Consider the following 24,627-nt stretch of genomic DNA (forward strand, 5'->3'; position numbering starts at 1 on the left):
CCGCGTCGTGGTCTCCGTCACGGCTGCCTGGACCAAGTCTCGTCCGGCCTGCGGCGTCGTGTCCGTCATACCTGCTCGGATCGTGTCCGATGTGCCCGTGTCGTTATGTTCGTCCATGCCGCCTCACCGAAATCGATCGTGGGAACGCCGCCGGTCGGCGTGCCCTCCTCAGCGGTACCCGCCCGCGAGCGAATTGTCCCGCGATCTTCGGCAGGGCGAGTTCTGTTCCGGTACGTGGCCGTTCTATGTTCGGACGGTGGACCCTCGAAGGCATGTGCCGCGCACCGATGCCGTACTAGCCGATCCACGCCTCGCCTCGGCGGCGGAGCGGCTCGGCCGGTCGGTCGTCAAGGACGCGGTGACCCGCGCCCAGCAGCGGGCCCGTGAGGGGGAGATCCACCCCGAGGAAGTCGCCGACGAGGCGGTGGCGGCGCTCCCGCCGCACGCCGCCAGCCTGCGGACGGTGATCAACGCGACTGGCGTGCTGATCCACACCAACCTCGGCCGGGCGTCCCTCTCGCCCGCCGCGATCGCGGCGGCGGCCGCCGCCGCCGGACCCGTGGACGTGGAGTTCGACCTGGCGACCGGCGCTCGGGCCCGGCGCGGGCGCGGGGCGCTCGACGCGCTCGCCTCGGCCGTCCCCGACGCTGAGGGCGTGCACGTCGTCAACAACAACGCGGCGGCCCTCGTCCTGGTGGCGACCGCGCTGGCCGCCGGACGGGAGATCGTGATCAGCCGGGGCGAGCTGGTCGAGATCGGCGACGGATTCCGCATTCCCGACCTGCTCGTCTCGACCGGGGCGCGGTTGCGCGAGGTCGGCACCACCAACCGCACCTCCTACGACGACTACGCGGCGGCCGTGGGCCCGGAGACCGGCTGCCTGCTCAAGGTGCACCCGTCGAACTTCCGGGTCGAGGGCTTCACCGGCTCCGTCGAGGTGCCGGCGCTCACCGGGCTCGGCGTGCCCCTCGTCGTCGACATCGGCTCCGGCCTGCTCACCCGCGAGCCGCTGCTGCCCGACGAGCCCGACGCGGCGACCGTGCTCAGAGAGGGGGCACATCTGGTGACGGCCAGCGGCGACAAGCTCCTCGGCGGGCCCCAGGCGGGGCTGCTGCTCGGCCGCCGCGACCTGGTCGAGCGATGCAGGCGTCACCCGCTCGCCCGCGCGCTGCGGGTCGACAAGCTGACCCTCGCGGCGCTGGAGGCCACGCTGCGCGGTCCCATCCCTCCGGTGCGGCAGGCACTGCACGCGGATCCGGCCGTACTCGGCGACCGCGCCGCCGTGCTCGCCGGCAAGCTGGGCGCCGCCGGGGTCGACGCGTGGGCGGTGCCGAGCGAGGCCACGGTGGGCGGCGGCGGGGCGCCGGGCGTGACGCTGCCGAGCGCCGCCGTGAGCCTGCCCGAGCGGTTCGCGGTGCCGCTCAGAACGGGCGACACTCCCGTCGTCGGCCGGATCGAGGGCGGCCGGCTGCTGCTCGACCTGCGCGGGGTCCCCGCCGACCGCGACGACGACGTGATCCGCGCGATCCTCCAGGCGAACCACTGATGCACGTCGTCGCCACCGCGGGGCACGTCGACCACGGCAAGTCCACGCTGGTACGGGCGCTCACCGGCATGGAGCCCGACCGGCTGGAAGAGGAGCGGCGGCGTGGGCTGACGATCGAACTGGGTTACGCCTGGGCGGCGCTGCCCTCGGGCCGGGTGCTCGCCTTCGTGGACGTTCCGGGCCATGAGCGCTTTCTCGGCACGATGCTGGCGGGGGTCGGCCCGGTGCCGGCCGTTATGTTCGTGGTGGCCGCCGATGAGGGCTGGATGCCGCAGTCCGAGGAGCACCTGGTGGCGCTGGAGGCCCTTGGCGTACGGCATGGCCTGCTCGTGGTGACCCGCTGCGACCTGCGCGACCCGGCGGCGGCGATGGAGCAGGCGCGGGTCCGCCTGGCCGCCGCCGGTCTGGCCGGGGTCGAGGCGCTCGCGGTGAGCGGACGCACCGGGCAGGGCGTCGCGGAGCTGAGGAAGGCCCTGGACCGGCTGGTCGCCGCGCTGCCCCGGCCCGATCCGGCCGCTCCGGTACGCCTGTGGGTCGATCGGGCGTTCACGGTGCCGGGCAGCGGCACGGTGGTGACCGGCACCCTGCCCGAGGGCACGATCTCGGTGGGCGACCGGCTGGAGCTGGACGGCGAGACCGTCGGCGTCAGGTCACTGGAGTCCCTGAAGGAGTCGCTGACCTCGGTGAGCGGGGTGGCCAGGGTGGCGGTCAACCTGCGCGGCCGAGGGCTGCCGGAGCGCGGCCAGGCGCTGGTCACGCCCGGTCGATGGACCTACACCGACCTGGTCGACGTCCGGATCTCCCCAGCCGGGGCGGCGGAGGGTGAGCTGCCCGGCCGGCTGACCGCGCACCTCGGGTCGGCCGCGGTGGTGTGCGAGTCACGGCCGCTCGGCCCGCGCGTCCTGCGGCTGCGGCTGGCCCGGCCGCTGCCGCTGCACCTCGGCGACGTGCTGCTGCTGCGCGACCCCGGCCGCGATCGGGGTGAGGTGCGGGTGCTGGCCGGGGCGAGCGTGCTCGACGTGCGCCCGCCGGCGCTGCGCCGCCGGGGTGCGGCGCGGGCCCGCGCGGCCCTGCTGGAGTCGGCCGCTCCGGACGCCGCCTCCGCCCTGCGCCTCCATCGGCTGCTCCGCACCAGCGAACTGCTCGCCATGGGCGTCGCTCCCCGCGAAGGCGCGGAGCCGGTGTGTGGCGACTGGCATGCCGATCCGGCGCACTGGGCCGAGCTGGCGGAGCGGCTGGCGGAGGTGGCGGGGCGGCACGCCGCGGCGCATCCGCTGGAGCCCGGCATGCCGGTCGAGGCCGCCCGGCACGAGCTGGGCCTGCCCGACCGGCGGCTGGTCGTGGCCCTGGTCCGGCCGCCGCTCGCGGTCGTCGAGGGCCGGATCCTGAGCCGCCCGCCGGGACTGCCCGCACCTGTGGCGAGGGCGGTCGAGCGGCTCGGACTGGAGCTGGCCGCGAGTCCCTTCCAGGCGCCGGAGGCCGGGCGGCTGGCGGAGCTGGGGCTGGGCATCCGGGAGCTGGCGGCGGCCGTACGGGCCGGGCGGCTGCTGCGGGTGGGAGAGGGCGTCGTGCTGCTGCCCGGTGCCGACGCCCGAGCGGCGGAGCTGCTGCGAGACCTGCCCCAGCCGTTCACGGTCAGCCAGGCCAGGCAGGCGCTCGGCACCAGCCGCCGGGTCGCGGTCCCGCTGCTCGAACTCCTCGACCGCACCGGGCTCACCGAGCGGGTGGACGGCGTTCACCGCCGCTGCCGGATGCCGTCGGCCGGTCTCTGAATGGCTCTAGGAAGGCCGGGTATGGTCGAAATTAAGGCATAAACCATCGTTGTCGGGGGGTTGCGATGGTTGGAGACCTGCCGCGGCGTCTCGTCGCGGAAGCCATCGGCACGATGTTGCTTGTGCTCTTCGGCGCCGGCTCGATCGTGGCCGCGCTGGTGCTCGGCAAGGGTGAGCTGGACTACGCCGGGCTGGGCATCATCTCGCTGTCGTTCGCCGTGGTCGTCGCGATCGTCATCTACGCCTTCGGCAGCACGTCGGGCGCGCACATCAATCCCGCCGTCACTGTCGCGCTCGCGGTGGGACGCCGGTTCCCGTGGGCCGAGGTGCCGTTCTACATCGTCGCCCAGCTCGTCGGCGCGTTCGCCGGTGGGTTGCTGATCGTGGCCGGGTTCGGGCGGCGGGCGGTCGGTCTGGCCGGGGTCGGGCTGACCAAGCTCGGCGAGGGCGTCAGCTACGGGCAGGGCATCCTGCTGGAGGCGCTCGGGACGTTCCTGCTGCTGCTCACGATCATGGCGCTGGCCGTCGACCGCCGGGCGCCGTCCGGCTGGGCCGGCCTGGTCATCGGCCTGGCCGTGGCCTGCGAGATCTTCCTTATCGGCCCGTTCACCAACGGCTCGGTCAATCCCGCCCGCACCTTCGGGCCGTACCTGACGAACAGCCTGTTCGGCGGCGACACGCCCTGGGCGCAGTTCGGCGTCTACGTCGCGGGGCCGGTCATCGGCGCGGTCCTCGGTGTGCTCGTCTACGACCTCGTCGCCCGCCCGGTGCGCGAGCTGCCCGAGACGGCCGAGCAGGGCACCGCCGGAGAGATCGTCGGTGAGCGCGAGCCACTCGACAGCGGCCCCGGGGGAACCGTGTGCGAGATCCCGGAGGCCCGCCTCCCGCACGACGACCGCGCTCGCGACCCCGCGGGCCACGGAGTCCGCCGGCGTTGGCGTTCGGACCACAGGAGGTGATGCGCGCTTCGGTGAACGACCGGTCAACCACCACGTCGTACGAGGGAAGGAACGTCATGCCTCGCAACAGAGCCGTCATATACGAAGGCCCGGGCAAGGTCGAGGTACACGAGGTCAGCTATCCCGAGTTCGAGCTCAAGGACGGCCCAGGGGTCAATCCGGCCAACGTGGGGCGCAAGTTGCCGCACGCCGCGATCCTCAAGGCCGTCGCGACGAACATCTGCGGCAGCGACCAGCACATGGTCCGCGGCCGCACCACGGCCCCGCAGGGGCTCGCCCTGGGTCACGAGATCACCGGCGAGGTCGTCGAGACCGGGCCGGACGCGGAGTTCATCAAGGCCGGCGACCTCGTGTCCGTCCCGTTCAACATCTCCTGCGGCCGCTGCCGCAACTGCAAGGAGGGCAAGACCGGAATCTGCGAGAACGTCAACCCCGACCGGCCGGGCTCGGCGTACGGCTACGTCGACATGGGCGGCTGGGTCGGCGGGCAGGCCGACTACGTCCTGGTCCCGTACGCCGACTGGAACCTGCTCAAGTTCCCGGACAAGGACCGGGCCATGGAGAAGATCCTCGACCTGGCCATGCTCTCCGACATCTTCCCGACCGGTTACCACGGCTGCGTGAGCGCGGGTGTGGGGCCGGGCTCGACCGTCTACGTCGCGGGCGCGGGTCCTGTGGGACTCGCCGCCGCGGCCTCCGCGAACCTGCTCGGGGCCGCCGTGGTCATCGTCGGCGACCTGAACAAGGAGCGGCTGGACCAGGCCCACAGCTTCGGCTGCGAGACCGTCAACGTGGCCATGGGGGAGCCGAGGGACCAGATCGAGCAGATCCTCGGCGTGCCGGAGGTCGACTGCGCCGTCGACGCGGTGGGCTTCGAGGCCCGCGGCCACGGGCGCGAGGCGGAGGAGGAGCACCCGGCCACCGTGCTCAACACGCTCATGGACGTCACCCGGGCGGGTGGCGCGCTGGGCATTCCCGGCCTGTACGTGACCGGGGACCCTGGAGCGCGTGAGGAGGCGGCCAAGCAGGGGTCGCTGTCGCTCCAGTTGGGTCTCGGCTGGGCCAAGTCGCTCAGCTTCGTCACCGGCCAGTGCCCCGTCATGAGGTACAACCGGCAGCTCATGATGGCGATCCTGTACGACCGGGTGCAGATCGCGAAGGCGGTCAACGCCACGCCGATCCCGCTCGACGAGGCGCCGCGCGGCTACCACGAGTTCGACGAGGGAGCCGCCCGCAAGTACGTGCTCGACCCGCACGGCATGCTCGCCTCGGCGTCCTGACGGCGCCGGCCCGGCGGCGCCGCCGCCGTCCGCGAGCGACGCGCCCGCGCCGCTCGCGGCGGGTGTCCGGACCGGTTACGGGCCGAGCGTGACGGTGCCGGCGGCGCCGTCGATGGTCACCCGATCACCGGTGCGGATCTCCCGCGTGGCGTCGCGCACGCAGATGACGGCGGGAATGCCGTACTCGCGGGCCACCGTGGGCCCGTGGGCCATCGGCGAGCCGGTCTCGGTCACCAGCCCGGCGGCCGTCAGGAACAGGGGCGTCCAACCGGGGTCGGTGGTGGGCGCCACCAGGATCTCGCCGGGCTCCACGCGCGCCCCGGCGGGGTCGAGGATCACCCGTGCCGGGCCGCTGGCGGTGCCCGGCGCCGCCGCCAGGCCGACGAGCGTGCCCTCGGCGGGCGGCGTGTCCGGCGCGAGAGCCTCCAGGTCGGTGCCGTCGGAGAGCAGCAGCACCGGGACGCTGCGACGGCGCGACTCCCGCTCGTGCACGGCCCGGCGGGAGGCGACCAGCTCGCGTTGATCCGTGCCCTCGGCCGCCGCGGCCGCCTCCCGGAGGTCGAGGAACATGATGTCGTCGGCCCGGTCGAGCAGGCCGCGCCCGGCCAGCTCGGCCCCGGCCAGCAGGAGCTGGCGGCGCGTCTCGGCCAGTGGATACAGCCAGGCGAACTTGCCGAGCTCCCGCAGGCCGCTCAGCGCGCGGGCCCGGAGCAGGAAGAACCTGGCCAGCCGGGCCCGGACCGGTCGCCGCCGGGCGCGCCGTACCAGCTCGTCGATCTTCTGCTCCGCCTCGCGGGCCGCTCGGGCGAAGCGCCGGTCCGGCGCCTGGCCGGGGTCGGTGAGACGGAGGTAGTTGGCGATCGCGGAGAAGAGCGGCGTCGGGTCCTCGGCCCACCGGGGCACGCCGAGGTCGGCCTCGGCGGCGCCCCGCATGCCGTACTCGGCGAGGAACGCCTCCAGGCCGATGCCGGGCAGCTCGCCCTCCCGGTAACGTCGCGCGAGCTCGGTCGCGGGCGTGTCGAGCAGCAGGTCGCGATGCTCGCCGATGTTCGCCGCGAGCCGCCACAGGGTCAGGTCCATCTCGGTGGTGACGTTGTACGGCATGCCGCGCTGCACGGTCTCGATCTCGCCCTCGGCGGTGACGCCCTTGAGCAGCCAGGCGCCCAGCCGGACGGAGAGCATGCCCGCGTACAGGGCCGACATCGACCGCATCATGCTCCCGGTCACGAAGGAACGCTGGAGGCCGGTGGCGAGGCGCACCCGCTCGGCCGCCGTGGCCCCGTTCGCGAAGCCGGGGGGCGGCGCGGCCAGCCGCCGGGCCTCCTCCGCCACCCGGAAGGCCCTCTCGCGGGCCGGAGCGGGGCGGACCAGGGCCCGCACGACTCCGGCCGTGATCAGCGGGGCGAACCGCAGCGTCATCCTGACCACGGTGCTCAGCCGGTACGGCCGGCCGGGCAGCGGCGCGAACCGGGGATCCGCTGACAACCGCTCCATCGCCACGGCGGCCCGCGGCCCGTAGATCCGCAGCACCTCGGGCAGTCGCTCGCGGCTCGCCCGGTGCCGGACGAGATCCGTCAGGTCGATGTAGAGGCGCCCGCCCACGGCGACGACCGACCTGGGCCCGTCGATCGGATCGACCCTGACCCCGCAGACGGCGGCCAGGTCGGCGATGACCACCTTGAACGCCGACATCCCTATGGGGGTGAACGGTCGCAGCATCCCCTCCATGTGGCCGAACTCGAAGTAGACGCGAGGCCCGGGCCGGTCGCTCTCCGGCGGGAGGGGGAAGAGCGTGGTGATGGGCCGGGACTGCAGCAGCCAGAGGGCTCCCTCGCGGTCGAAGGCCCACTCGACGTCCTGAGGCGCCCCGAAGTGCTCCTGAAGCCGTTGCCCGGCGTCGTACAGCGCGGTCAGGTGTCGCGGGCCGAGGCAGCCGTGCGCGCCGGTCGGCTCGCGGCCGTCCAGCAGGTAGTGGTCGGTGTCGGTCGACCCGTCGACCACGGCGGTGCCGAGACCGGGGGCGGCGTCGACGACCATCTGGGTGCGGGTGCCGGTGATCGGGTTGGCGGTGAAGAGCACTCCGGCGACCTCGGGGTCGACCATGCGCTGCACCACGACCGCCATGGAGACCGAGTCCTCGTCGATCCCGTTGGCCTTCCGGTAGGCGATCGCGCGCTCGGACCGCAGCGAGGCCCAGCAGGCGCGGACGGCGCTCAGCAGATCGGCGGCTCCGCTCACCCCGAGGAAGGTGTCCTGCTGTCCGGCGAAGCTGGCGTCCGGCAGGTCCTCCGCGGTGGCACTGGACCGGACGGCCACCGGGCCGCCGCCCAGCCTGGTGTAGGCCTTGACGAGCTCGCTCTCGGGGATGACGCCCGCGGCGTGCGCCTCGGTGGTCAGGCAGAAGCCCGCGGGCACCGCCTCACCTGCCCCGATCAGCTCGCCGAGCCCGGCGGCCTTGCCGCCCACCAACTCGACCATGCTCGCGTTCACCCGGGCGAGTTCGATCACGTTCATGGGGGTCCTCCTTGTGGCGGAGCGGGGCTCCGCGAGGTGAGGTCAAGGGCCTGCTCCATGGCGGCCCGGTATTCGGCGGCCTCGCGCGGGGTGAGCATGGGGTGGGACTGGATGTCGAGCAGGGCACGGTAGAACAGCCGCTCGCCCTCCGGGGAGAAGACGTCGGCGCCGAGGCCGCGTGACACGTGCTGGTGCAGGATCCCGATGGCCAGCCCCATCGCGGTGGCCACCGTCGCGCGGGCCTTCCGGTCGACGTCTGACGGGTCGGGCCGGTGCTGGTCGAGCTCGGCGAACCACTCCTCGCCCATCTCGACCATCTCGTCGAACAACTGGGCGGCGCCGCCCTCGGTGAGGGAGCGCGCGAGATAGCGCTGGTAGGGCCCCATCACTCTGATGGGGCTCAGGTTTCCGGGGGTGGGCCCGGCGTGGGCCTGGGCGTTGAGCCGACGGACGATCTTCGCCAGGTGGTCGTCGCAGGCCTCGCGGAGCGCCTGCTTGGAGCCGAAGTGGTGGCGTACCAGCCCCGGTGACACGCCGGCCGTCTCGGCGATGGCGCGGATGGTGGCCCGTTCGAAGCCCAGCTCGCCGAAGTGCTGCAACGCCGCGTCCCTGATGCGGGCGCGAGCGGTGAGGTCTTCGGGGTCAGGTCGGGTCATCTTCATCCTATTCACTGGTATCGTTTACTGTTCATACACATAGCAAGCTATACACACGTATAGCGGTAAGTCCAGCCCCGGCTTGACGGTTACCGCCACGCCGTACCTATGGTCTTCATGTGAAGGCTTCTTCAACCAACGAGGTGTCCGACATCGAAAGCTGCAGCGCTCGGGTGGTGGATGCGGAGCGCGTGGCCCTGGTGTCCTCGCGAATGCCCGCCGAAGGCGACCTGGCCGACACGGCCGACGTCTTCGGCCTGCTCTCCGATCCGGGCAGGCTCCGCCTCCTGCTCGCGTTGCTCGAAGGAGAGCTCTGCGTCTGCGACCTGGCCGTGGTCAGCGGGTTGAGCGAGTCCGCGACCTCGCACGCGCTGCGCCTGCTCCGGGCCCACCGCGTGGTCTCGGTGCGGCGGGCCGGCCGGATGGCCTACTACCGGCTGGACGACGCGCACGTGCGGATGCTGCTCGACCTGGCCGTGGCCCACACCGAGCACACCCAGGCGGTGCATCCAGAGCGCGACTGAGCACCCTGGTGGACGGCGATTGACAGAACCGGATTCGATCGTGCACCCTCACATATGAGCAATCATTCATGCGTTTGAGTGATGTCGTGCCCGCGGGGCAGGAGAGCAGGAGATCCTGGCCCGCGGTGACGCGGCTGCCCATAGGAGAGGACGCGACCATGACCGGTCATGGCCACAGCGAGCACCAAGGTCACGGGCACGGTCATGCCGTCACCATCGACGCGGACCGTCGTTACCTCGGCGGCGCGCTGGTGCTGATCGTCGGGTTCATGGCGATCGAGGTCGTCGTCGGCCTGGCGGCCCAGTCGCTGGCCCTGATCTCCGACGCCGGCCACATGCTGACCGACGCGGTGGCGATCATCCTGGCCCTGGTCGCGATGCGGATCGCCGCCCGCCCCCCGCGCGGCGGCTTCACCTACGGGCTGAAGCGGGCGGAGATCATCTCGGCCCAGGTCAACGGCATCACCTTGCTGCTGCTGAGCGTCTACTTCATCTACGAGGGCGTTCGCCGGGTCATCGAGCCGCCGCACGTGGAAGGTCTCTACGTGGTGGTGACCGGCCTGGCCGGCATCGCCGTCAACCTGGTGGCCACCTGGCTGCTGTCGCGCGCCAACCGGTCCAGCCTGAACATCGAGGGCGCCTACCAGCACATCCTCAACGACCTGTTCGCGTTCACGGCGACCACGGTGGCGGGCACGGTCGTGTGGCTGACCGGCTGGGCCCAGGCCGACGCCATCGCCGCCCTGGTCGTGGCGGGGCTGATGCTGAAGGCCGGCTGGGGGCTGGTGCGCGACTCCGGCCGGGTGTTCATGGAGGCCGCGCCGGTCGGCATGAACCCTGCCGAGATCGGGCAGCGGGCCGCCGCGCTGCCGCACGTGGTCGAGGTGCACGACCTGCACGTCTGGGAGGTGACCTCCGGTTACGCGGCCCTGTCCGCGCACATCCTGGTCACGCCGGGCGTCGACTGCCATGCCGTACGAATGGCCGCCGAGCGGCTGCTGCACGACACGTACGGGATCGAGCACACCACGCTGCAGGTGGACCACGCCCCGGACCGGCCGCTGCCGCCCGGCGAGGCCGACGCCCACTGCGCCGACCCGCACGGTCCCGCGCACCGGGGCAGCTCGGCGGTGTGAGCCCGGTCCGGGTCAACCGAAGCGCCCGGTGATGTAGTCCTCGGTGCGCTTGTCGGTTGGATTGGTGAAGATGCGGCTGGTCTCGTCGAACTCCACCAGGCGCCCGTGCCGCTCGCCGCGCTCGTCGACGTCGGCGGTGAAGAACGCGGTGCGGTTGGAGACGCGGGCCGCCTGCTGCATGTTGTGCGTGACGATCACGATCGTGTAGTCGCGCGACAGCTCCTGCATCAGGTCCTCGATCTTGGTGGTGGCGATCGGGTCGAGGGCCGAGCACGGCTCGTCCATCAGGATCACCTCGGGCTTGACCGCGATGGCCCGTGCGATGCAGAGGCGCTGCTGCTGACCGCCCGACAGTGACAGGGCGTTCTGCTTCAGCTTGTCCTTGACCTCGTCCCACAGGGCGGCCTGGGTGAGCGCCTCCTCGACGAGGTCGTCCATCTTGCCCTTCATGCCGTTGACCCGGGGGCCGTAGGCGATGTTGTCGTAGATCGACTTGGGGAAGGGGTTCGGCTTCTGGAAGACCATGCCGATGCGCCGCCGCACCTCGATCGGGTCCACGTGCGCGCCGTAGAGGTTCTCGCCGTGGTACATGATCGTGCCGGCCGCGCGGGCGCCGGGGATGAGGTCGTTCATCCGGTTGAAGCAGCGCAGCACCGTGCTCTTGCCGCAGCCGGACGGGCCGATCATCGCGGTGATCTCGCGGTTGCCGATGGTCAGGTCGACCTCGCGTACGGCCTCGTACTCGCCGTAGAAGACGCTGAGGCCGGAAACGGTGAAGACCGGGTCGAGGGCTTCGGCGTTGCGGGGGGCCACCGGGCCGCGGACCGTGACGTTCGGCATGGACGTTCCTATCTCAGTCATCTTTTCCTCACCAGCGCTTCTGGTAGCGGTTACGGAGCCAGATGGCGGCGGAGTTCATCAGCAGCAGGATCACGAGCAGGATCACGATCGCCGCCGAGGCCAGGATGTGGAACCCCTCACGCGACTGGGAGATCCAGTTGAAGATCTGGATCGGCAGGACGGTGTAGCTGGCGAAGAGCCCGTCCGGGTTGAACCTGATGAACGACACGGCGCCCAGCATGAGCAGCGGGGCGGCCTCGCCGATCGCCCGCGACAGGGCCAGGATCGAGCCGGTCGCGATGCCCGGGATCGAGGCGGGCAGCACCTGCCGGGAGATCGTCTGCCACTGCGTCGCGCCCAGGGCCAGCGAGCCCTCGCGGATGGACGGCGGGACCGCGCGGATCGCCTCACGCGAGGCGATGATCACGATGGGCAGCACCAGCAGCCCGAGGGTGATCGACGCGGTGATCACGCTGAAGCCGAGACCGAACGTCCGGGCGATGATGCCGAGGCCCAGGATGCCGTAGACGATCGACGGGATCGCCGCCAGGTTCTGGATGTTGAGCTCGATGACCCGGTTCCACCAGCGGTTCTTGTCCGCGTACTCCTCCAGGTAGATCGCCGCGGCGATGCCGGTCGGCAGGGTGAGGAGCGCGGTGATCGAGATGACCCACAGGGTGCCGGTGATGGCCGACTGTGCTCCGGCGATGTCCGGGTTGCGGACCGACGGCATGTTCTCCCACAGGCGGGAGTCGAGCCGCGGCCAGCCCTCGATGAGGACGTAGGAGACGAGGGCGAGCAGGAAGACGAACGCGATCGCCAGGCTGGCGATCAGGGCGATCCGGAACAGGTGTTCCCTGAGCGGCTGCCCCTTGCTCGCCAGCTGGACGGCTGAGCGCGGCGTCGAGAGAACGGCCATTACTCGTACACCTCACGGTACTTCCGCACCAGACGGGCGCTGACGTAGTTCATCGCGAACGTCATCACGAAGAGCAGTGAGCCGACCGCGAAGATGGTGTTGTAGTCGACGGTGCCGATGGGCACGTCGCCCGAGCCCGCCTGGGCGATGAACGCGGCCATGGTCTGCATCGCCTTGCCGAGGTCGAGGGTGAAGTTGGGCTGGCCGCCGCCGGCGATGTAGACGATCATCGTCTCGCCCGCGCCTCGCGAGATCGCGAGGATGACGGCCGCGACGATGCCGGAGAAGGCCGCCGGGAGCACCACGCGGAGCGAGGTGATCATCCTGGAGGCGCCCAGCGCGTACGAACCCTCACGCAGCCCGCTCGGCACCGCGGTCATCGCGTCCTCGGAGAGCGAGGCGACGATCGGGATGATCATGAAGCCGACGACCAGGCCCGCGCACAGCGCGTTGAAGATCTCGATCTCGAACGGCAGGACGCTTCGCAGCAGCGGCGTGACGAAGCTCAGCGCGAAGAAGCCGAAGACCACGGTCGGGATGCCCGCCAGTACTTCGAGGACCGGCTTGCAGATCTTCCTGACCCGCGGCCTGGCGTACTCCGACAGGTAGATGGCGGCGCCCAGGCCCAGCGGCACGGCCACCACGATCGCGATGCCGGTCGTGATGAGGGTCGCGCTGACCAGCGGCAGCACGCCGTAGTGCGGAGGCTCGAACAGCGGCCCCCAGTGGGTGGAGGTGAAGAACTCCGACGCGCTGACCTGGCCGAAGAACCTGATCGTGGGCTCCAGCAGCGACACCACGATGCCGATGGTCGTGGCGACGGAGACTAGGGCGGCCACCAGCAGGACCGCCTTGATGACCTGCTCGCCGTGACGCGGGCGCGACCGCGCCAGGGACATGGGTGTCCCCGGCGCGGTCGCCGAGTGGCGGGAAGCCATCAGCCCGCCTGCGTCTTGAGCGTGGCGAGGTCGGTCTTGAGCTTGGCCTCCTGCTCGGCGTTCAGCGGGACGAACTGAGCGTCCGTCGCGATCTTGCCGATGTTGGTGACGAAGAAGTCGAGGAAGGCGGTGACCTCGGGCCGCTTCGTGGCCCCGGCCGACGGGTAGACGAACAGCGCCCGGGACAGCGGGGCGTAGGTGCCGTTCTGCGCGGCCTCGACGCTCGGGGCGACGCAGCCCTTGCCGGAGTCGATCTCCACGGCCTTCAGCTTGTCGGCGTTCTCCTCGAAGTAGGTGAAGCCGAAGTAGCCCAGGCCGCCCTTGGAGCCCGTCACACCCTGGACGGTGATGTTGTCGTCCTCGCTGGGGCTGTAGTCCTTGCGGCTCGCGCCCTCCTCACCGTTGATCTCGTCGGTGAAGTAGTCGAAGGTGCCCGAGTCGGTGCCCGGCCCGAACAGCTTCAGCGGCTCGTCGGGGAACGTGGCGTCGACCTGCTTCCAGGTGGTCACCTTGCCCTCGGCCGCCGGCTCCCACATCTTCTTGAGCTGGTCGGTGGTGAGGCAGGTCACCCAGGTGTTCTCCTTGTTCACCACCACGGTGAGCGCGTCGGTCGCGACGGACAGCTCGCTGTACTTGATGCCCTTGGCCTCGCATGCGGCCTTCTCCTCGTCCTTGATCGGACGGGAGGCGTCGGCGACGTCGGTCTCGCCGTTGCAGAACTTCTCAAAGCCGCCACCGGTGCCCGAGGTGCCCACCGTGACGTTGACCTTCGGCTGCTCGTCGGCGAAGAACTCCGCGGCGGCGCTGGTCAGGGGCGCGACGGTGCTGGAGCCGTCGATCTTGACCTGCCCGGTCAGCTCGGCCCCGCCGGCCTGGGTGGCGGCAGTGGTGCCCTCCCCGGCGGGCGGCGTGGTGTTGGTGCCGCCGCATGCGGCGGAAAGGGCCACAACGATGGCGGCCGTCGCCACCGCGCTGAGGCGGCGCTGTCCACTGGTCACGGTATGCGTTCCTTCTCCGTTGTGAGCTCTGGTTGCGGTGCAACTAGATACAAACGGGAGAAAGTGAACAGACGGCGAACAGGTCATGACCGCATCTGGAAGGGGTGTGCCAAGGCGCGTGAATCTCCGCCCCTCGCGCGCGGAGCCTCAGGACTCCTCGTGGTAGGCGTCGCGGATGCGGCTGAGGTGGGCCTGCATGGCGGCGCCGGCGCCCTCGGCGTCGCCGGCCTCGATGCGCTCGATGATCGCCTCGTGCTCCTGGTCGACCCTGGCCCAGAACTCGGGCGGGGCATCGGTGTTGAGGAAGCGGGTCTGGAGCACCCGGAACACCGGCTCGGTCATCATCGCGAGCAGGCCGTTGCCGCTCGCCTCGATGATGATGCCGTGGAAGTGCCGGTGCTCATGGAACTTCACGCTGCGGCCCCGGCTGTGCTTCTCGCGTTCCACCGCGGCGCGCAGCGCGTCGAGGTGCCGCCGCTCATGCCGCCGCGCGGCCAGGGCGGTGGCGGGCACCTCCAGCAGCTCGCGGCCTTCGAGGATGTCGGACAGCCGCAGCGCGGCCGAGCCCGACATCAGGCCGATGCCGGCCTCCAGGTAGTCGCTGATCTGGGCCGGCTCGATCCGCGAGACGAAGGTGCCCCCGGTGGTGCCGCGGACGGTCTTCACGAATCCCTGCGAGGCGAGCACGCGCAGCGCCTCGCGGACCGTGCTCCGGCTCACCCCGAAGTTTCCGCAGAGGTCGGTCTCCGACGGAAGGCGATCTCCCGAGGCGAGCCGGCCGTCGAGGATCAGCTCCTCCAACTGGTCGGCTACCTGCTGGTAAGCCGGGCGTAGCCGGTTGACCGGCAGTTTCGGCTTCGCGGGACCACCGCCGTTCCGTTGCGAACTGGCCATGTCCGTCCCATTCTCAAAATCCTGTGCGTGCTACAGGCCGAAGGTGCTGCCGGGCTTCCACAGGCCAAGGAACGCCGCCAGGGCGACGCAGATCCAGATCGTGTACGCGTACGGCCGGGCGCCGCGCAGCGTCTTGCCGAGCTGCCGCTCGACCTCCGGAGACGAGCCCGACTCGGCGAGCTTGGTGAAGGCCTGGCCGAACGGGAGCAGGACCCGTTCCATCCCGACGGCGCTGCCGACCGCGATCGCGTACAGCAGGACCTTGGCGCCGAGCCACGTCGGGTTGCTCGTGGCGCCGAACGGTGCCGGCGTCACCATGACGTAGATCGCGATGGCCGCGATGGCCAGCGCGACGACGGCCTTGCCGATGAAATCGGCGCGTTCGAGGAAGTGCCCGAGCCGGTCGGGGCTGGACGGCGGCCGGCCACTGCGGCGGAACAGGTAGATCGTGACACCCGCCCACAGCAGGCACAGGAGCAGGATCGTGACGAGCGGCCAGCCGCGGAAGGGCTCACCGAGCGGGTTGAGCGCCATCAGGCTCACGCCGCTCGCGAGGAAGAGCGTCATGCTGACACGAGGGAAGAAGTCGATCACACGCATGATCCCGGCCGCGGTGAAGCGGGCCTCGGTCGACAGCTTGCGGTTGATGATCTGCAGATGGGCGAGATAGACGCCCATGTCCGCGCCCAGCCAGAGGACGAAGAGCACGATGTGCACCCAGAGCAGCGATGACTGCAGCAGGGAGTAGTGGACGAACTCACTGGCCTCCATGGGCGGGCCCCCGATCCGGACGTGCCTGGCGAGACGCCGTCAACGCGTGCGCCGTCAACGCGTGCGGGTTCGCTCGTGAGCGTGGGGGTGTGGGGGTGCGAAACCGGTTCATACTTCTCCGTCGGTGTGCCGCCGCCGCGTGCGGCAAGCGAGGGTCCGGGCCCGAGCCGGGCCAGGCCGGATTGCCGGTAGATGAGATCCGACCTGGCCAGGCGGTCAGTAGACGGGCTTCGGGCCCGGGGTCGGGATGCGCAGGATCTGCGTGATGTACGTGCCGCAGCGCGGGCAGAGGCCCTCGGCTCCGGCGCTCCCGTCCTTGGACTCGATGACCTCGCCGTTGAAGCCGCTGTGCTCTTCGCACTGCGGGCAGAAGCTGTAGTACTCGTACTCTTCACTGGTCGTCATGGATGTGACCTCGCTTTCCGTGTCCTGGGGGCCGGGTTCGGCGCCCATGTGAGGCGCGCCTTGCTAGCGGCCCGCGCCGTCCCAGGGGCCGATCGAACGGGAGCGCACCGGCAGGCCCGCGATCTCGGGACGCTGCGCCGGGTTGTCGGGGTCGTAGTTCTTCGGCACTCCGTGCACCTTGACCTCGGGGTGCTCCGTGACCCAGTTGACGAGGTCGCCGTCGAGGCGGAAGAACCACATGGTGCCCTTGTCCGGGCCCGCATGGAACGCGCCGTGCTTGACCTTGGCCGGACGGAAGAAGTAGGTGCCGGGCGTGATGTGGCCGTAGTTGTAGTCCATGTCGCCGTAGATCGTGTACGCCTCCTCGAAGACCGGGTGGTGCGCCACCTTGTGGTCGGTCCAGTTCGGCGGGGCGTACGAGATCAGCGACACGAAGCCCTTGGTGTGGTCGTCCTCGGGCGAGGGGTCGCGGTAGAGGAACTTGACGTGCAGGAACCGCTGGCTGTCGCCCTCGTAGATGTTGCGCTGCCAGGCGATGTCCTTCTCCTGCACGCAGGTGAGGAAGCCGGGCTTGTCGGTGGCGGTGTTGCCGCCCTGCGGGACGTACTTGGTGCGGTTCTTCTCGGAGCGGGAGAAGCCGAAGTCACCGTACTCACGGAAGACGAGCGCCTCGGTGCCGGCCTTGGCCGCCATGCGGGGCACCGCGAGACCGGCCGGCGCGCGGAAGTAACCGCCCTTGCGGAGCACCTGGTCGCCCACCAGGACCTCGCCCTCGAGGACGTACCACTCGGTGTCGGCGTGGTGGTAGCCGGCCGGACGCTCCCAGGCCTCCTCGAAGATGACGCGCGTGGAGGCGGCGCCGTTCTCCTCGTCGTAGGAAAGGTTGCGCTGGAGGACCTTGCCGAGCTGGCCCTCACTGTGGGGCAACTCCACGGGGTGCCAGATCAGATCGGCGCTGTCGATCAACTCCACGTGCGGTCTCATACATGAACTCCTGCCGGCGGTCGTGATGGTGGAAGGGCTGTCCCGTGATTCGACGGGCCCGGCCGGCCATGGGAGATCGACGCTGACGACCTTGCGCCCGGCTCGTTCGGGGATCCCGTGAGATCGAGTGAAGGTTCCTCAGTGAGGAACAGTCTGATGTATTTAGTACAGCATTGTGTAAGCGAGCGCGTCAAGGGTCGGTGCGGCCTTGCGGGTCATCCTCGGAGTAATCGCGTCCAAGGTCGGGAGGGTGCCGGGCCGAGGCCCGTGCGGCATAGATCTGATGCTTGACTTAATGTCGGTCACCAACAGGCCAAAGTCCACCGAAGACCGGCGTTAAACGCCAGATGGCCAGCGCCATCGCTGCTCCGGCCGATATGTCTGCTGTATCTACAGGAGCGTTGACACCGTCACGGGTGGCCGACTAGCCTCATCGCCTAGAGGTTTCTCCCGCCGAGGCACGTCCGGCCTCGCTCAGCGCAGCCCATGGTGCGCCGCGCTGCTCGCCTGAGCAATACATCAGTGTTATTAAGCGGAGGTTTGGATGGAGATCGGTTCGGCATCGGGCCGACCTGAGTCCAAGAGGGCTCGGTTCAGAAGGCTGCTGGCGCAGGACGCCGTGACCGTGGCTCCAGGGGTGTTCGACGGGATCTCCACCCGGCTGGTCGAGCAGGCCGGATTCGACGTGGGCTACGCGACCGGCGCCGGCGCGGCCGCGTCGATGCTGGGGCTTCCCGACCTGGGGATGATGGGCCTCGCGGACATCGCCGACCACGTCGGCCGGCTGGCCGCCTCCACCTCGATGCCGCTCTTCTGTGACGCCGACACCGGCTACGGCAGCATCGGTTCGGTCATCCGCACGGTCGAGCTCTACGAGGCCGCCGGCGTCGCCGGCCTGCATCTGGAGGACCAGAGCTTCCCCAAGCGCTGCGGCCACTTTCCCGGCAAGCAGGTCGTGCAGGCGGAGGAGTTCGAGCGGCTGCTGAAGGCCGCGCTCTCCGCCCGGTCCGACCCCGACTTCGTGATCGCCGCCCGCACCGACGCCCGCGGCCCGCTCGGGCTGGACGAGGCGATCTCCCGGGCCAACAGATACGCCGACGCCGGGGCCGACCTGCTCTTCGTCGAGGCGCCGCTGAGCGTCGAGGACTTCGAGGCCATCGGCGCCAGGGTCCAGGCGCCCAAGGTGGCGAACATGATCTCCAACAGCGTCACTCCGGTGCTGACCCATCAAGAGCTGACCGATCTCGGATTCGCCCTGGCCATCTACCCGATCGTGGCCCTCGGGCCGGCGGCCGTGGCGATGCAGGAGGCTCTCGTGCACCTGGCCGAGGACGGGCACGACCGGGCCTCCATGCACGGCTGGAGCTCCATCGACCTCGGCACCACCATGGGCCTGGCCGAGTGGTCCGAGAGAATCGCCGAGTTCGAGGCGCGATGACCACCGCCGAGGGTGGGGTCGGTGCGCCGGCGCGGGGCGTCACGACGTGAACTCGCCCCGCGGTCCGCGCACTCTCCTCGACAAGATCTGGGATGAGCATGTGGTGGTGCCGGGGGACTCACCGGACGCGCCCGACCTTCTCTACATCGACCTGCACCTCGTCCAGGAGGTGTCCAGCCCCCAGGCCTTCGACGAACTGCGGGCGGCGGAGCGGGGGGTCAGGCGCCCCGACCTGACGATCGCCACCCAGGACCACAGCGTCCCGACGAGAGGCCGCCGGTTCGGCGTCAAGGACGTCGTCGCGCGGACGCAGATCGAGCAGCTCGCCAGGAACTGCGAGGAGTTCGGGGTCCCGCTGCTCCCGCTCGGCTCGGCGGACCAGGGCATCGTGCACGTCATCGGGCCGGAGCTCGGGCTGAGCCAACCGGGCATGGTGATCGTGTGCGGTGACAGCCACACTTCGACCCACGGCGCGTTCGGCGCGCTGGCCTTCGGCATCGGGACGAGCGAGGTGGCCCACGTCCTGGCCACGCAGTGCCTACCGCAGCGCAAGCCCAGGACCATGCTGATCGAGGTCGGCGGCCGGCTGCCCGCGGGCACCACGGCCAAGGACCTGGCGCTGACCGTCATCCGGCGGCTCGGCACCGGCGGTGGCACCGGCCACGTCATCGAGTACCGGGGCGAGGCGGTCGCGGCGCTGTCCATGGAAGCCCGGATGACGTTGTGCAACATGAGCATCGAGGCCGGCGCCAGGGCGGCGTTGATCCCTCCCGACGAGGTCACCCTCGCCTACCTGCGGGGACGCCGTCGCGCTCCCGGCGGACAGGCGTGGGACCAGGCCGTGGCCCACTGGTCACGGCTGTGCGGCGACCTCGGCGCCCGCTACGACGCGTCCCTGACCATGGACGCCGGCGACGTGGTCCCGACGGTGACGTGGGGGACGAACCCGGCGATGAGCGCGCCCGTGACCGGGCACGTGCCGCACCCGCGTGACACCGAAGATCCCGAGGCCACCGCCCGCGCCCTTGAGTATCAGGGCATCAGCCCCGGCACCCCCATCGAGGAGATCGCCGTCGACAGGGTGTTCATCGGCTCGTGCACGAACGCGCGGATCGAGGATCTGCGGTCGGCCGCCGCCGTGCTGCGCGGCCGGACGCTGGCCGCCCACGTCCGGGCCATGGTCGTGCCCGGGTCGGCCCAGGTCAAGGCCGAGGCCGAGCGCGAGGGGCTCGACGTGATCTTCCGTGCCGCCGGGTTCGAATGGCGTGACGCCGGCTGCTCGATGTGCCTGTCGATGAGCGAGGACGTGGTCGCCCCCGGAGAGCGGTGCGCCTCGACCTCCAACCGCAACTTCGAGGGCCGCCAGGGGCCGAAGAGCCGGACCCACCTCGTCTCCCCGGCGATGGCGGCCGCCGCCGCCGTCGCGGGTCACTTCACCGACGTCCGTCGTCTCAAGGCTCAGGAGACGTCTGAACCAGAAAGCGAAGGAACTCTATGAGCATGCGAATCGGAATAGACGTCGGTGGCACCTTCACCGACATCTACCTGCAGGATTCGGATACGGGCCGATTCTGGCTGGGCAAGACTCCTTCGACCGTCGAGCAGTCCGAGGGCGTGGCCACCGGGATCCGCCAGGTGTGCGAGCTGGCCGGGATCCAGCCGCAGGAGCTCGACGCCGTGCTGCACGGCACGACCGTCGCGACCAACGCCGTGCTGGAGGGCAAGGGCGCGCGGGTCGGGCTGCTGGTGACAGCGGGGTGGCGCAACATCCTCCACCTGGGCAACTCCTGGACCCCCGGACCGCTGTTCGGCTTCTTCGACTACCAGCCTCCTGAGCCGATGGTGCCGTTCGAGCGGATCCAGGAGGTCACCGAGCGGATCAGCCCGTCCGGTGAGGTCATCATCGCCCTCGATCCGGAGTCGGCGCGCCGCGCCGTCGACGCGATCCTGGACGAGGACGTCGAGGCGATCACGATCTGCCTGCTCAACGCGCACGGCGACCCCGCCCACGAGCTCGCGGTCCGCGAGATCGCCGTGGAGCGATGCCGGGCGCGCGGCGCCGACCTGCCCATCTCGGTCTCCTCCGAGGTCAGCGCCGAGTTCCGCGAGTACGAGCGCACGGTCACCACCGTGATGAACTCCTACCTCGGCCCCGCCATGCGCCGCTACCTCTCCCGGCTCGAAGAGCGGCTGGCGAGCGCCGGCGTCTCCGCCCCCCTCCAGGTCGTACGCTCCGACGCCGGTCTCATGTCCGGCCGGGCCGCCCAGGAGTATCCGGTTCACACCGTCCTGTCCGGCCCGTCCGGCGGTGTCAACGGCGCCGCCCACATCGGCGGCCGAGCCGGGTTCGACCGGGTCCTGACCCTCGACATGGGCGGCACCTCGACCGACGTGGCCGTCTGCATGAACGGCGCGGCCGCGGTCTCCCGGGAGAGCAAGGTGGGCAGCTTCCCGATCCGGGTGCCCTCGGTGGACGTCGAGACGATCGGCGCGGGCGGCGGCAGCATCGCGAACGTCTCGGAGATCACCGGGGGCCTGCGCGTCGGCCCGGAGAGCGCCGGCGCGCAGCCCGGCCCGGCCTGCTACGCGCGCGGCGGCACGCTGCCGACGGTGTCGGACGCCAACGTCGTGCTGGGCCACCTGCCGGCCGAGCTGCTCGGCGGCGCGATGAAGCTGGACGTCGAGGCGGCCCACGCCGCCGTCCAGACCGTCGCGACCGAGCTGGGTGTCGGCGTGCACGAGGCGGCGCAGGCCATCGTGGACATCGTCAACGGCAACATGCTCGGCGCGCTGCGCGTGGTCACGGTGCAGAAGGGCCTCGACCCGAAGGACTTCGCGCTCATGTCCTTCGGCGGGGCCGGCGGGCTGCACGCGAACGCGATCGCCGCGGAGCTCGGCAGCTTCCCGGTCATCGTGCCGCCGGAGCCGGGCGTGCTGTCGGCCCTCGGCTTCATCGTCGCCGACGTCCGCAACGAGTTCGTCCAGTCCTTCCACCACAAGCTGGGCGACGAGGCGGTCAGCGGCCTGGCGGAGGTCACCCGCTCGCAGGCGGCGCGTGGCCGTGAGTGGCTGCGGTCGGAGGGGGTGGACGAGTCCGACGTGCGGCTGACCCACCTGTTCGACATGCGCTACCTGCGCCAGGGCTACGAGATCTCGGTGGAGTTCACCGAGGAGGAGGCCCGGACGCTCACGCTCGACCGGCTGACCGAGAGGTTCACCGACGAGCACCGGCGGCTCTACGGCTTCGAGCTGCCGACGCAGATCGAGCTGGTCAACGTCGGCACCCGCGCCATCGGCGTGACCAGTAAGCACGCCGTCGAGGCGCTGGAGGGCGGCGACCGCGACGCGAGCGCGGCCATCACCGGCACGTCGAACAGCTGGCACGACGGCGAGGAGATCGAGATCCCGATCTACGATCGCGCGAAGCTGGAGCCGGGCATGGTGATCTCCGGCAAGGCGCTCGTGCAGCAGTTCGACTCGACCACCGTCATTCTTCCGGGCTACCTCGCCGAGGTGGACGCCTGGCGCAACCTGCTCATCAGGGAGGCCTGACCATGATCGGCACGATTGATCCAGTGACCCTCGAACTGATCGAGAACGCGCTCAAGAACGTGCGCGCCGAGATGGACGAGGTCCTCCGGCGCTCGGCGATGTCGTCGTCGATCCGCGAGCAGCACGACGAGTTCCCGATGATCGCCGACAGCGAGGGCCGGATGATCGTCGGCCAGTTCGGCTCGTACATCCCCGAGGTGATCGGGCGGTTCGGCGGCGACGTGCACCCGGGCGACGTGATCATCCTGAACGACCCCTACCTGTGCAAGGGGTCGATCAGCCACACCAACGACATCCTGGTGATCGTCCCGATCTTCTTCGACGGCGCCCTGGTCGGCTACTCCAGCCAGTTCGGTCACGTCCTGGACATCGGCGGCCGGACGGCCGGCACCCAGTCGGCCGACGCCGAGTCGATCTGGGACGAGGGTCTGCGCATCCCGCCGGTCAAGATCCACGACCGCGGCCAGATGAACGACCAGCTGTTCAACCTGATCCTGAACAACACCCGCACCCCGGACGTCGTCCGGGCGGACATCCTCGGGCTCATCGCGGGCTGCAAGCGCGCGGAGCACCGGGTGATCGAGATCTGCGAGAGGTACGGCCGCGACACCTACCTCGCGGCCTGTGACGCGCTCCTGGAGCGCACCAAGCAGGCGATGATCAAGCTGATCCGCAGGTACATCCCCGAGAAGCGGACCACCTTCTGGGACTGGGTCGACGACGACGGGCTCGGCAACGGGCCGTTCAAACTGCAGCTGACGGTGTGGCGCGAAGGCGACAAGGCGTTCTTCGACTGGACCGGCACCGACCCCCAGGCACCCGGCTCGATCAACTTCCACATCCACGAGAGCCTCTGCAAGATGTTCTTCGGCGTCTACCTGATCATGGCGTTCGACAAGACCATCCTGTTCAACGAGGGCTACAACGACGTCTTCGAGACGACGCTGCCGCCCGGCTCCCTGCTCAACCCCGACTTCCCGTCGCCGCTGTCCAACCGGCTGAACGTGCACACGCGGTTCTTCGACTGCCAGTCGGGAGCGCTGGGGCAGAACGCCCCTGAGCTGTCGATGGCGGCCGGCTACGGCACCAGCCCCTACTTCGTCTTCTCGGGCCACACGGCCGACGGCGAATACTTCCAGATGACCGAGCTGCTGTTCGGCGGCCTGCCGGGCCGGCCCGTGGGAGACGGTCTCGACGGGCACTCCTGGTGGCCGGAGTTCAAGAGCACACCGGCCGAATACCTGGAGACCAACTACCCGCTGACCATCCTGCGCTACGAGCCCGTCATCGACTCGGGCGGGCCCGGCCTGCACCGGGGCGGCACGGGCATCGAGAAGGAGTACCTGTTCCACGCGCACGGCAAGGTGACCGTCAACGACGACCGGGCCACGCACCAGCCGTGGGGCATCGGCGGCGGCCGGGCGGGCGGCGTCTCCGAGAAGTCGGTGATCCGCGCCAACGGCGAGGTCCAGCACCTGCCCTCCAAGGTCGACAACGTGCCGGTGAGCCCCGGTGACCGGCTGGTGTTCCGCACGGCGGGCTCAGGCGGCTGGGGCGACGCCCTGGACCGGCCCGCGACCGCCGTCACGACCGACGTGCGGCGACGGCTCGTCTCGGCGGAGTCGGCCGAGCGTGACTACGGCGTCGTCCTGGGCGACCCGGAGGCGACGGCCGCGCTGCGCGAGAAGCTGCGGGCCGAGCGCGCCACGGACGGCCGCTTCGACTTCGGCGCGCTCCCGGAGGGGCTGACGGCGCCATGACCGCGGCCTACGAGGATCTGGGGGAGGACTACTCGGCCCACGGCTTCGCGCAGCGGCTGGGTTTCGGCTCGCGCCCGGCGCTGGTCGTCGTGGACTTCGTCAACGCGTACGTCACTCCCGGCTGCGACCTGTACGCCGGGGTGGAGAGCGCCGTCGAGGCGGGCGCCCAGGTGCTGGCCGCCGCGCGGAAGGCCGGCATCCCGGTCATCTTCACCCGGGTGGTCTACCAGCCGGGCGGCGCCGACGGCGGGCTGTTCTACAAGAAGGCGCGAGCGCTCAAGCAGTTCGAGGGTCACTCCCACCTGGGAGCGATCGTCCCGCAGCTCACGCCGCGCGAGGGTGAGCTGGTCATCGACAAGCAGTTCGCCAGCGCGTTCTTCGGCACGTCGTTGTCGTCGATCCTGGCCGCGTCCGGGCGCGACAGCGTGATCGTCATCGGGCTGTCGACGAGCGGGTGCGTGCGGGCGACGTCGCTCGACGCGTGCCAGCACGGCTACATCCCCATCGTGGTACGCGAGGCGGTCGGCGATCGTGACGAGCGGCCCCACGAGCAGGCGCTCTTCGACCTCGACGCGAAGTACGCCGACGTGGTCGGCCTCGACGAAGTGGTGGCCCACCTCGGTGGGTTGTGAGTTTCCAGAGCGGTAATGTCGCCGAGGCCGGCCTGGGAGTCCCGGCCGGCCGCGGCGGGCGTTTCCGCCACCTTGATCCAGAAAGTACATCAGACACGAGTGGGTTGCT

Annotated in this window: 21 protein-coding genes; 11 read left to right on the plus strand and 10 right to left on the minus strand. The window is 70.5% G+C overall.

The annotated features are described in order from the left end of the window. Positions 1-256: 256 nt before the first annotated feature. The 4 genes from selA to fdhA all read left to right on the plus strand — a co-directional run bounded on the left by selA (position 257) and on the right by fdhA (position 5,557). Positions 257-1,546 carry an L-seryl-tRNA(Sec) selenium transferase gene (selA, locus tag AB0I38_RS18805; RefSeq protein ID WP_358469020.1) on the plus strand — a complete coding sequence of 430 codons (1,290 nt, stop codon included), beginning with the start codon at positions 257-259 and terminating at the stop codon, positions 1,544-1,546. Continuing rightward, positions 1,546-3,318, plus strand: coding sequence for a selenocysteine-specific translation elongation factor (selB, locus tag AB0I38_RS18810; protein ID WP_358469023.1), 1,773 nt, complete (start codon positions 1,546-1,548; stop codon positions 3,316-3,318). The genes selA and selB overlap by 1 nt, the downstream gene beginning before the upstream one ends. Positions 3,319-3,383: 65 nt before the next feature. Beyond that, positions 3,384-4,277 carry an MIP/aquaporin family protein gene (locus AB0I38_RS18815; protein ID WP_358469025.1) on the plus strand — a complete coding sequence of 298 codons (894 nt, stop codon included), beginning with the start codon at positions 3,384-3,386 and terminating at the stop codon, positions 4,275-4,277. Positions 4,278-4,333: 56 nt separating this feature from the next. Beyond that, positions 4,334-5,557: a formaldehyde dehydrogenase, glutathione-independent gene (fdhA, locus tag AB0I38_RS18820; RefSeq protein ID WP_358469027.1), complete on the plus strand. Its 1,224-nt coding sequence runs from the start codon at positions 4,334-4,336 to the stop codon at positions 5,555-5,557. A 75-nt stretch (positions 5,558-5,632) separates the two neighbouring features. Here the strand turns inward: fdhA and AB0I38_RS18825 are convergent, their stop codons facing one another. Together AB0I38_RS18825 and AB0I38_RS18830 are read right to left on the minus strand one after the other, a co-directional pair. Next, a complete protein-coding gene (locus AB0I38_RS18825) occupies positions 5,633-8,071 on the minus strand; it encodes a PEP/pyruvate-binding domain-containing protein (RefSeq protein WP_358469029.1) in 2,439 nt (812 codons plus the stop codon). Further along, positions 8,068-8,727, minus strand: coding sequence for a TetR/AcrR family transcriptional regulator (locus AB0I38_RS18830; protein WP_358469032.1), 660 nt, complete (start codon positions 8,725-8,727; stop codon positions 8,068-8,070). Before AB0I38_RS18830 ends, AB0I38_RS18825 begins: the two co-directional genes overlap by 4 nt. Before the next feature lie 119 nt (positions 8,728-8,846). Between AB0I38_RS18830 and AB0I38_RS18835 the strand changes: the two genes are divergently transcribed. Both AB0I38_RS18835 and AB0I38_RS18840 read left to right on the plus strand, forming a co-directional pair. Beyond that, entirely contained in the window at positions 8,847-9,251 is a 405-nt protein-coding gene (locus AB0I38_RS18835; protein ID WP_358469035.1) for an ArsR/SmtB family transcription factor, read from the plus strand. Between the two features lie 68 nt (positions 9,252-9,319). After that, positions 9,320-10,387: a cation diffusion facilitator family transporter gene (locus AB0I38_RS18840; RefSeq protein ID WP_358469038.1), complete on the plus strand. Its 1,068-nt coding sequence runs from the start codon at positions 9,320-9,322 to the stop codon at positions 10,385-10,387. 12 nt (positions 10,388-10,399) lie between these two features. On the opposite strand, the gene pstB is transcribed toward AB0I38_RS18840, so the two are convergent. The 8 genes from pstB to AB0I38_RS18880 all read right to left on the minus strand — a co-directional run bounded on the left by pstB (position 10,400) and on the right by AB0I38_RS18880 (position 17,136). Continuing rightward, positions 10,400-11,227, minus strand: a complete 828-nt coding sequence (gene pstB, locus AB0I38_RS18845; RefSeq protein WP_358469205.1) for a phosphate ABC transporter ATP-binding protein PstB — start codon at positions 11,225-11,227, stop codon at positions 10,400-10,402. A 28-nt stretch (positions 11,228-11,255) separates the two neighbouring features. Next, positions 11,256-12,146 (minus strand): phosphate ABC transporter permease PstA, encoded by an 891-nt coding sequence (pstA, locus tag AB0I38_RS18850; protein WP_358469041.1) that lies wholly within the window; start codon positions 12,144-12,146, stop codon positions 11,256-11,258. Then, positions 12,146-13,084, minus strand: a complete 939-nt coding sequence (pstC, locus tag AB0I38_RS18855) for a phosphate ABC transporter permease subunit PstC (RefSeq protein WP_358469044.1) — start codon at positions 13,082-13,084, stop codon at positions 12,146-12,148. Before pstC ends, pstA begins: the two co-directional genes overlap by 1 nt. Next, positions 13,084-14,082, minus strand: a complete 999-nt coding sequence (locus AB0I38_RS18860) for a PstS family phosphate ABC transporter substrate-binding protein (RefSeq protein WP_358469047.1) — start codon at positions 14,080-14,082, stop codon at positions 13,084-13,086. The genes pstC and AB0I38_RS18860 overlap by 1 nt, the downstream gene beginning before the upstream one ends. Before the next feature lie 147 nt (positions 14,083-14,229). After that, positions 14,230-14,976 carry a FadR/GntR family transcriptional regulator gene (locus AB0I38_RS18865; protein ID WP_358469050.1) on the minus strand — a complete coding sequence of 249 codons (747 nt, stop codon included), beginning with the start codon at positions 14,974-14,976 and terminating at the stop codon, positions 14,230-14,232. Positions 14,977-15,006: 30 nt separating this feature from the next. Continuing rightward, the gene (locus AB0I38_RS18870; protein WP_358469052.1) at positions 15,007-15,747 is read right to left on the minus strand and encodes a hypothetical protein; all 741 of its coding nucleotides are present in this window, start codon (positions 15,745-15,747) and stop codon (positions 15,007-15,009) included. Positions 15,748-15,963: 216 nt separating this feature from the next. Continuing rightward, on the minus strand, positions 15,964-16,152 hold the full coding sequence (locus AB0I38_RS18875) for a hypothetical protein (protein ID WP_358469055.1): 189 nt from the start codon (positions 16,150-16,152) through the stop codon (positions 15,964-15,966). Positions 16,153-16,215: 63 nt separating this feature from the next. Next, a complete protein-coding gene (locus AB0I38_RS18880; protein WP_358469058.1) occupies positions 16,216-17,136 on the minus strand; it encodes a DUF4437 domain-containing protein in 921 nt (306 codons plus the stop codon). 544 nt (positions 17,137-17,680) lie between these two features. Between AB0I38_RS18880 and AB0I38_RS18885 the strand changes: the two genes are divergently transcribed. From AB0I38_RS18885 to AB0I38_RS18905, 5 genes are read left to right on the plus strand one after another with little or no spacing between them, the layout of a single operon-like run. Further along, positions 17,681-18,574 carry an isocitrate lyase/PEP mutase family protein gene (locus AB0I38_RS18885; RefSeq protein ID WP_358469061.1) on the plus strand — a complete coding sequence of 298 codons (894 nt, stop codon included), beginning with the start codon at positions 17,681-17,683 and terminating at the stop codon, positions 18,572-18,574. Positions 18,575-18,620: 46 nt separating this feature from the next. After that, on the plus strand, positions 18,621-20,072 hold the full coding sequence (gene leuC, locus AB0I38_RS18890) for a 3-isopropylmalate dehydratase large subunit (RefSeq protein ID WP_358469064.1): 1,452 nt from the start codon (positions 18,621-18,623) through the stop codon (positions 20,070-20,072). A gap of 2 nt (positions 20,073-20,074) precedes the next feature. Next, positions 20,075-22,126: a hydantoinase/oxoprolinase family protein gene (locus AB0I38_RS18895; protein ID WP_358469067.1), complete on the plus strand. Its 2,052-nt coding sequence runs from the start codon at positions 20,075-20,077 to the stop codon at positions 22,124-22,126. Between the two features lie 2 nt (positions 22,127-22,128). After that, entirely contained in the window at positions 22,129-23,886 is a 1,758-nt protein-coding gene (locus AB0I38_RS18900; protein ID WP_358469070.1) for a hydantoinase B/oxoprolinase family protein, read from the plus strand. Further along, positions 23,883-24,518, plus strand: coding sequence for an isochorismatase family protein (locus AB0I38_RS18905; protein WP_358469073.1), 636 nt, complete (start codon positions 23,883-23,885; stop codon positions 24,516-24,518). The genes AB0I38_RS18900 and AB0I38_RS18905 overlap by 4 nt, the downstream gene beginning before the upstream one ends. Positions 24,519-24,627: the final 109 nt, after the last annotated feature.

The organism is Nonomuraea cavernae, assembly GCF_040655715.1.
GTDB classification, from domain to species: domain Bacteria; phylum Actinomycetota; class Actinomycetes; order Streptosporangiales; family Streptosporangiaceae; genus Nonomuraea; species Nonomuraea cavernae_A.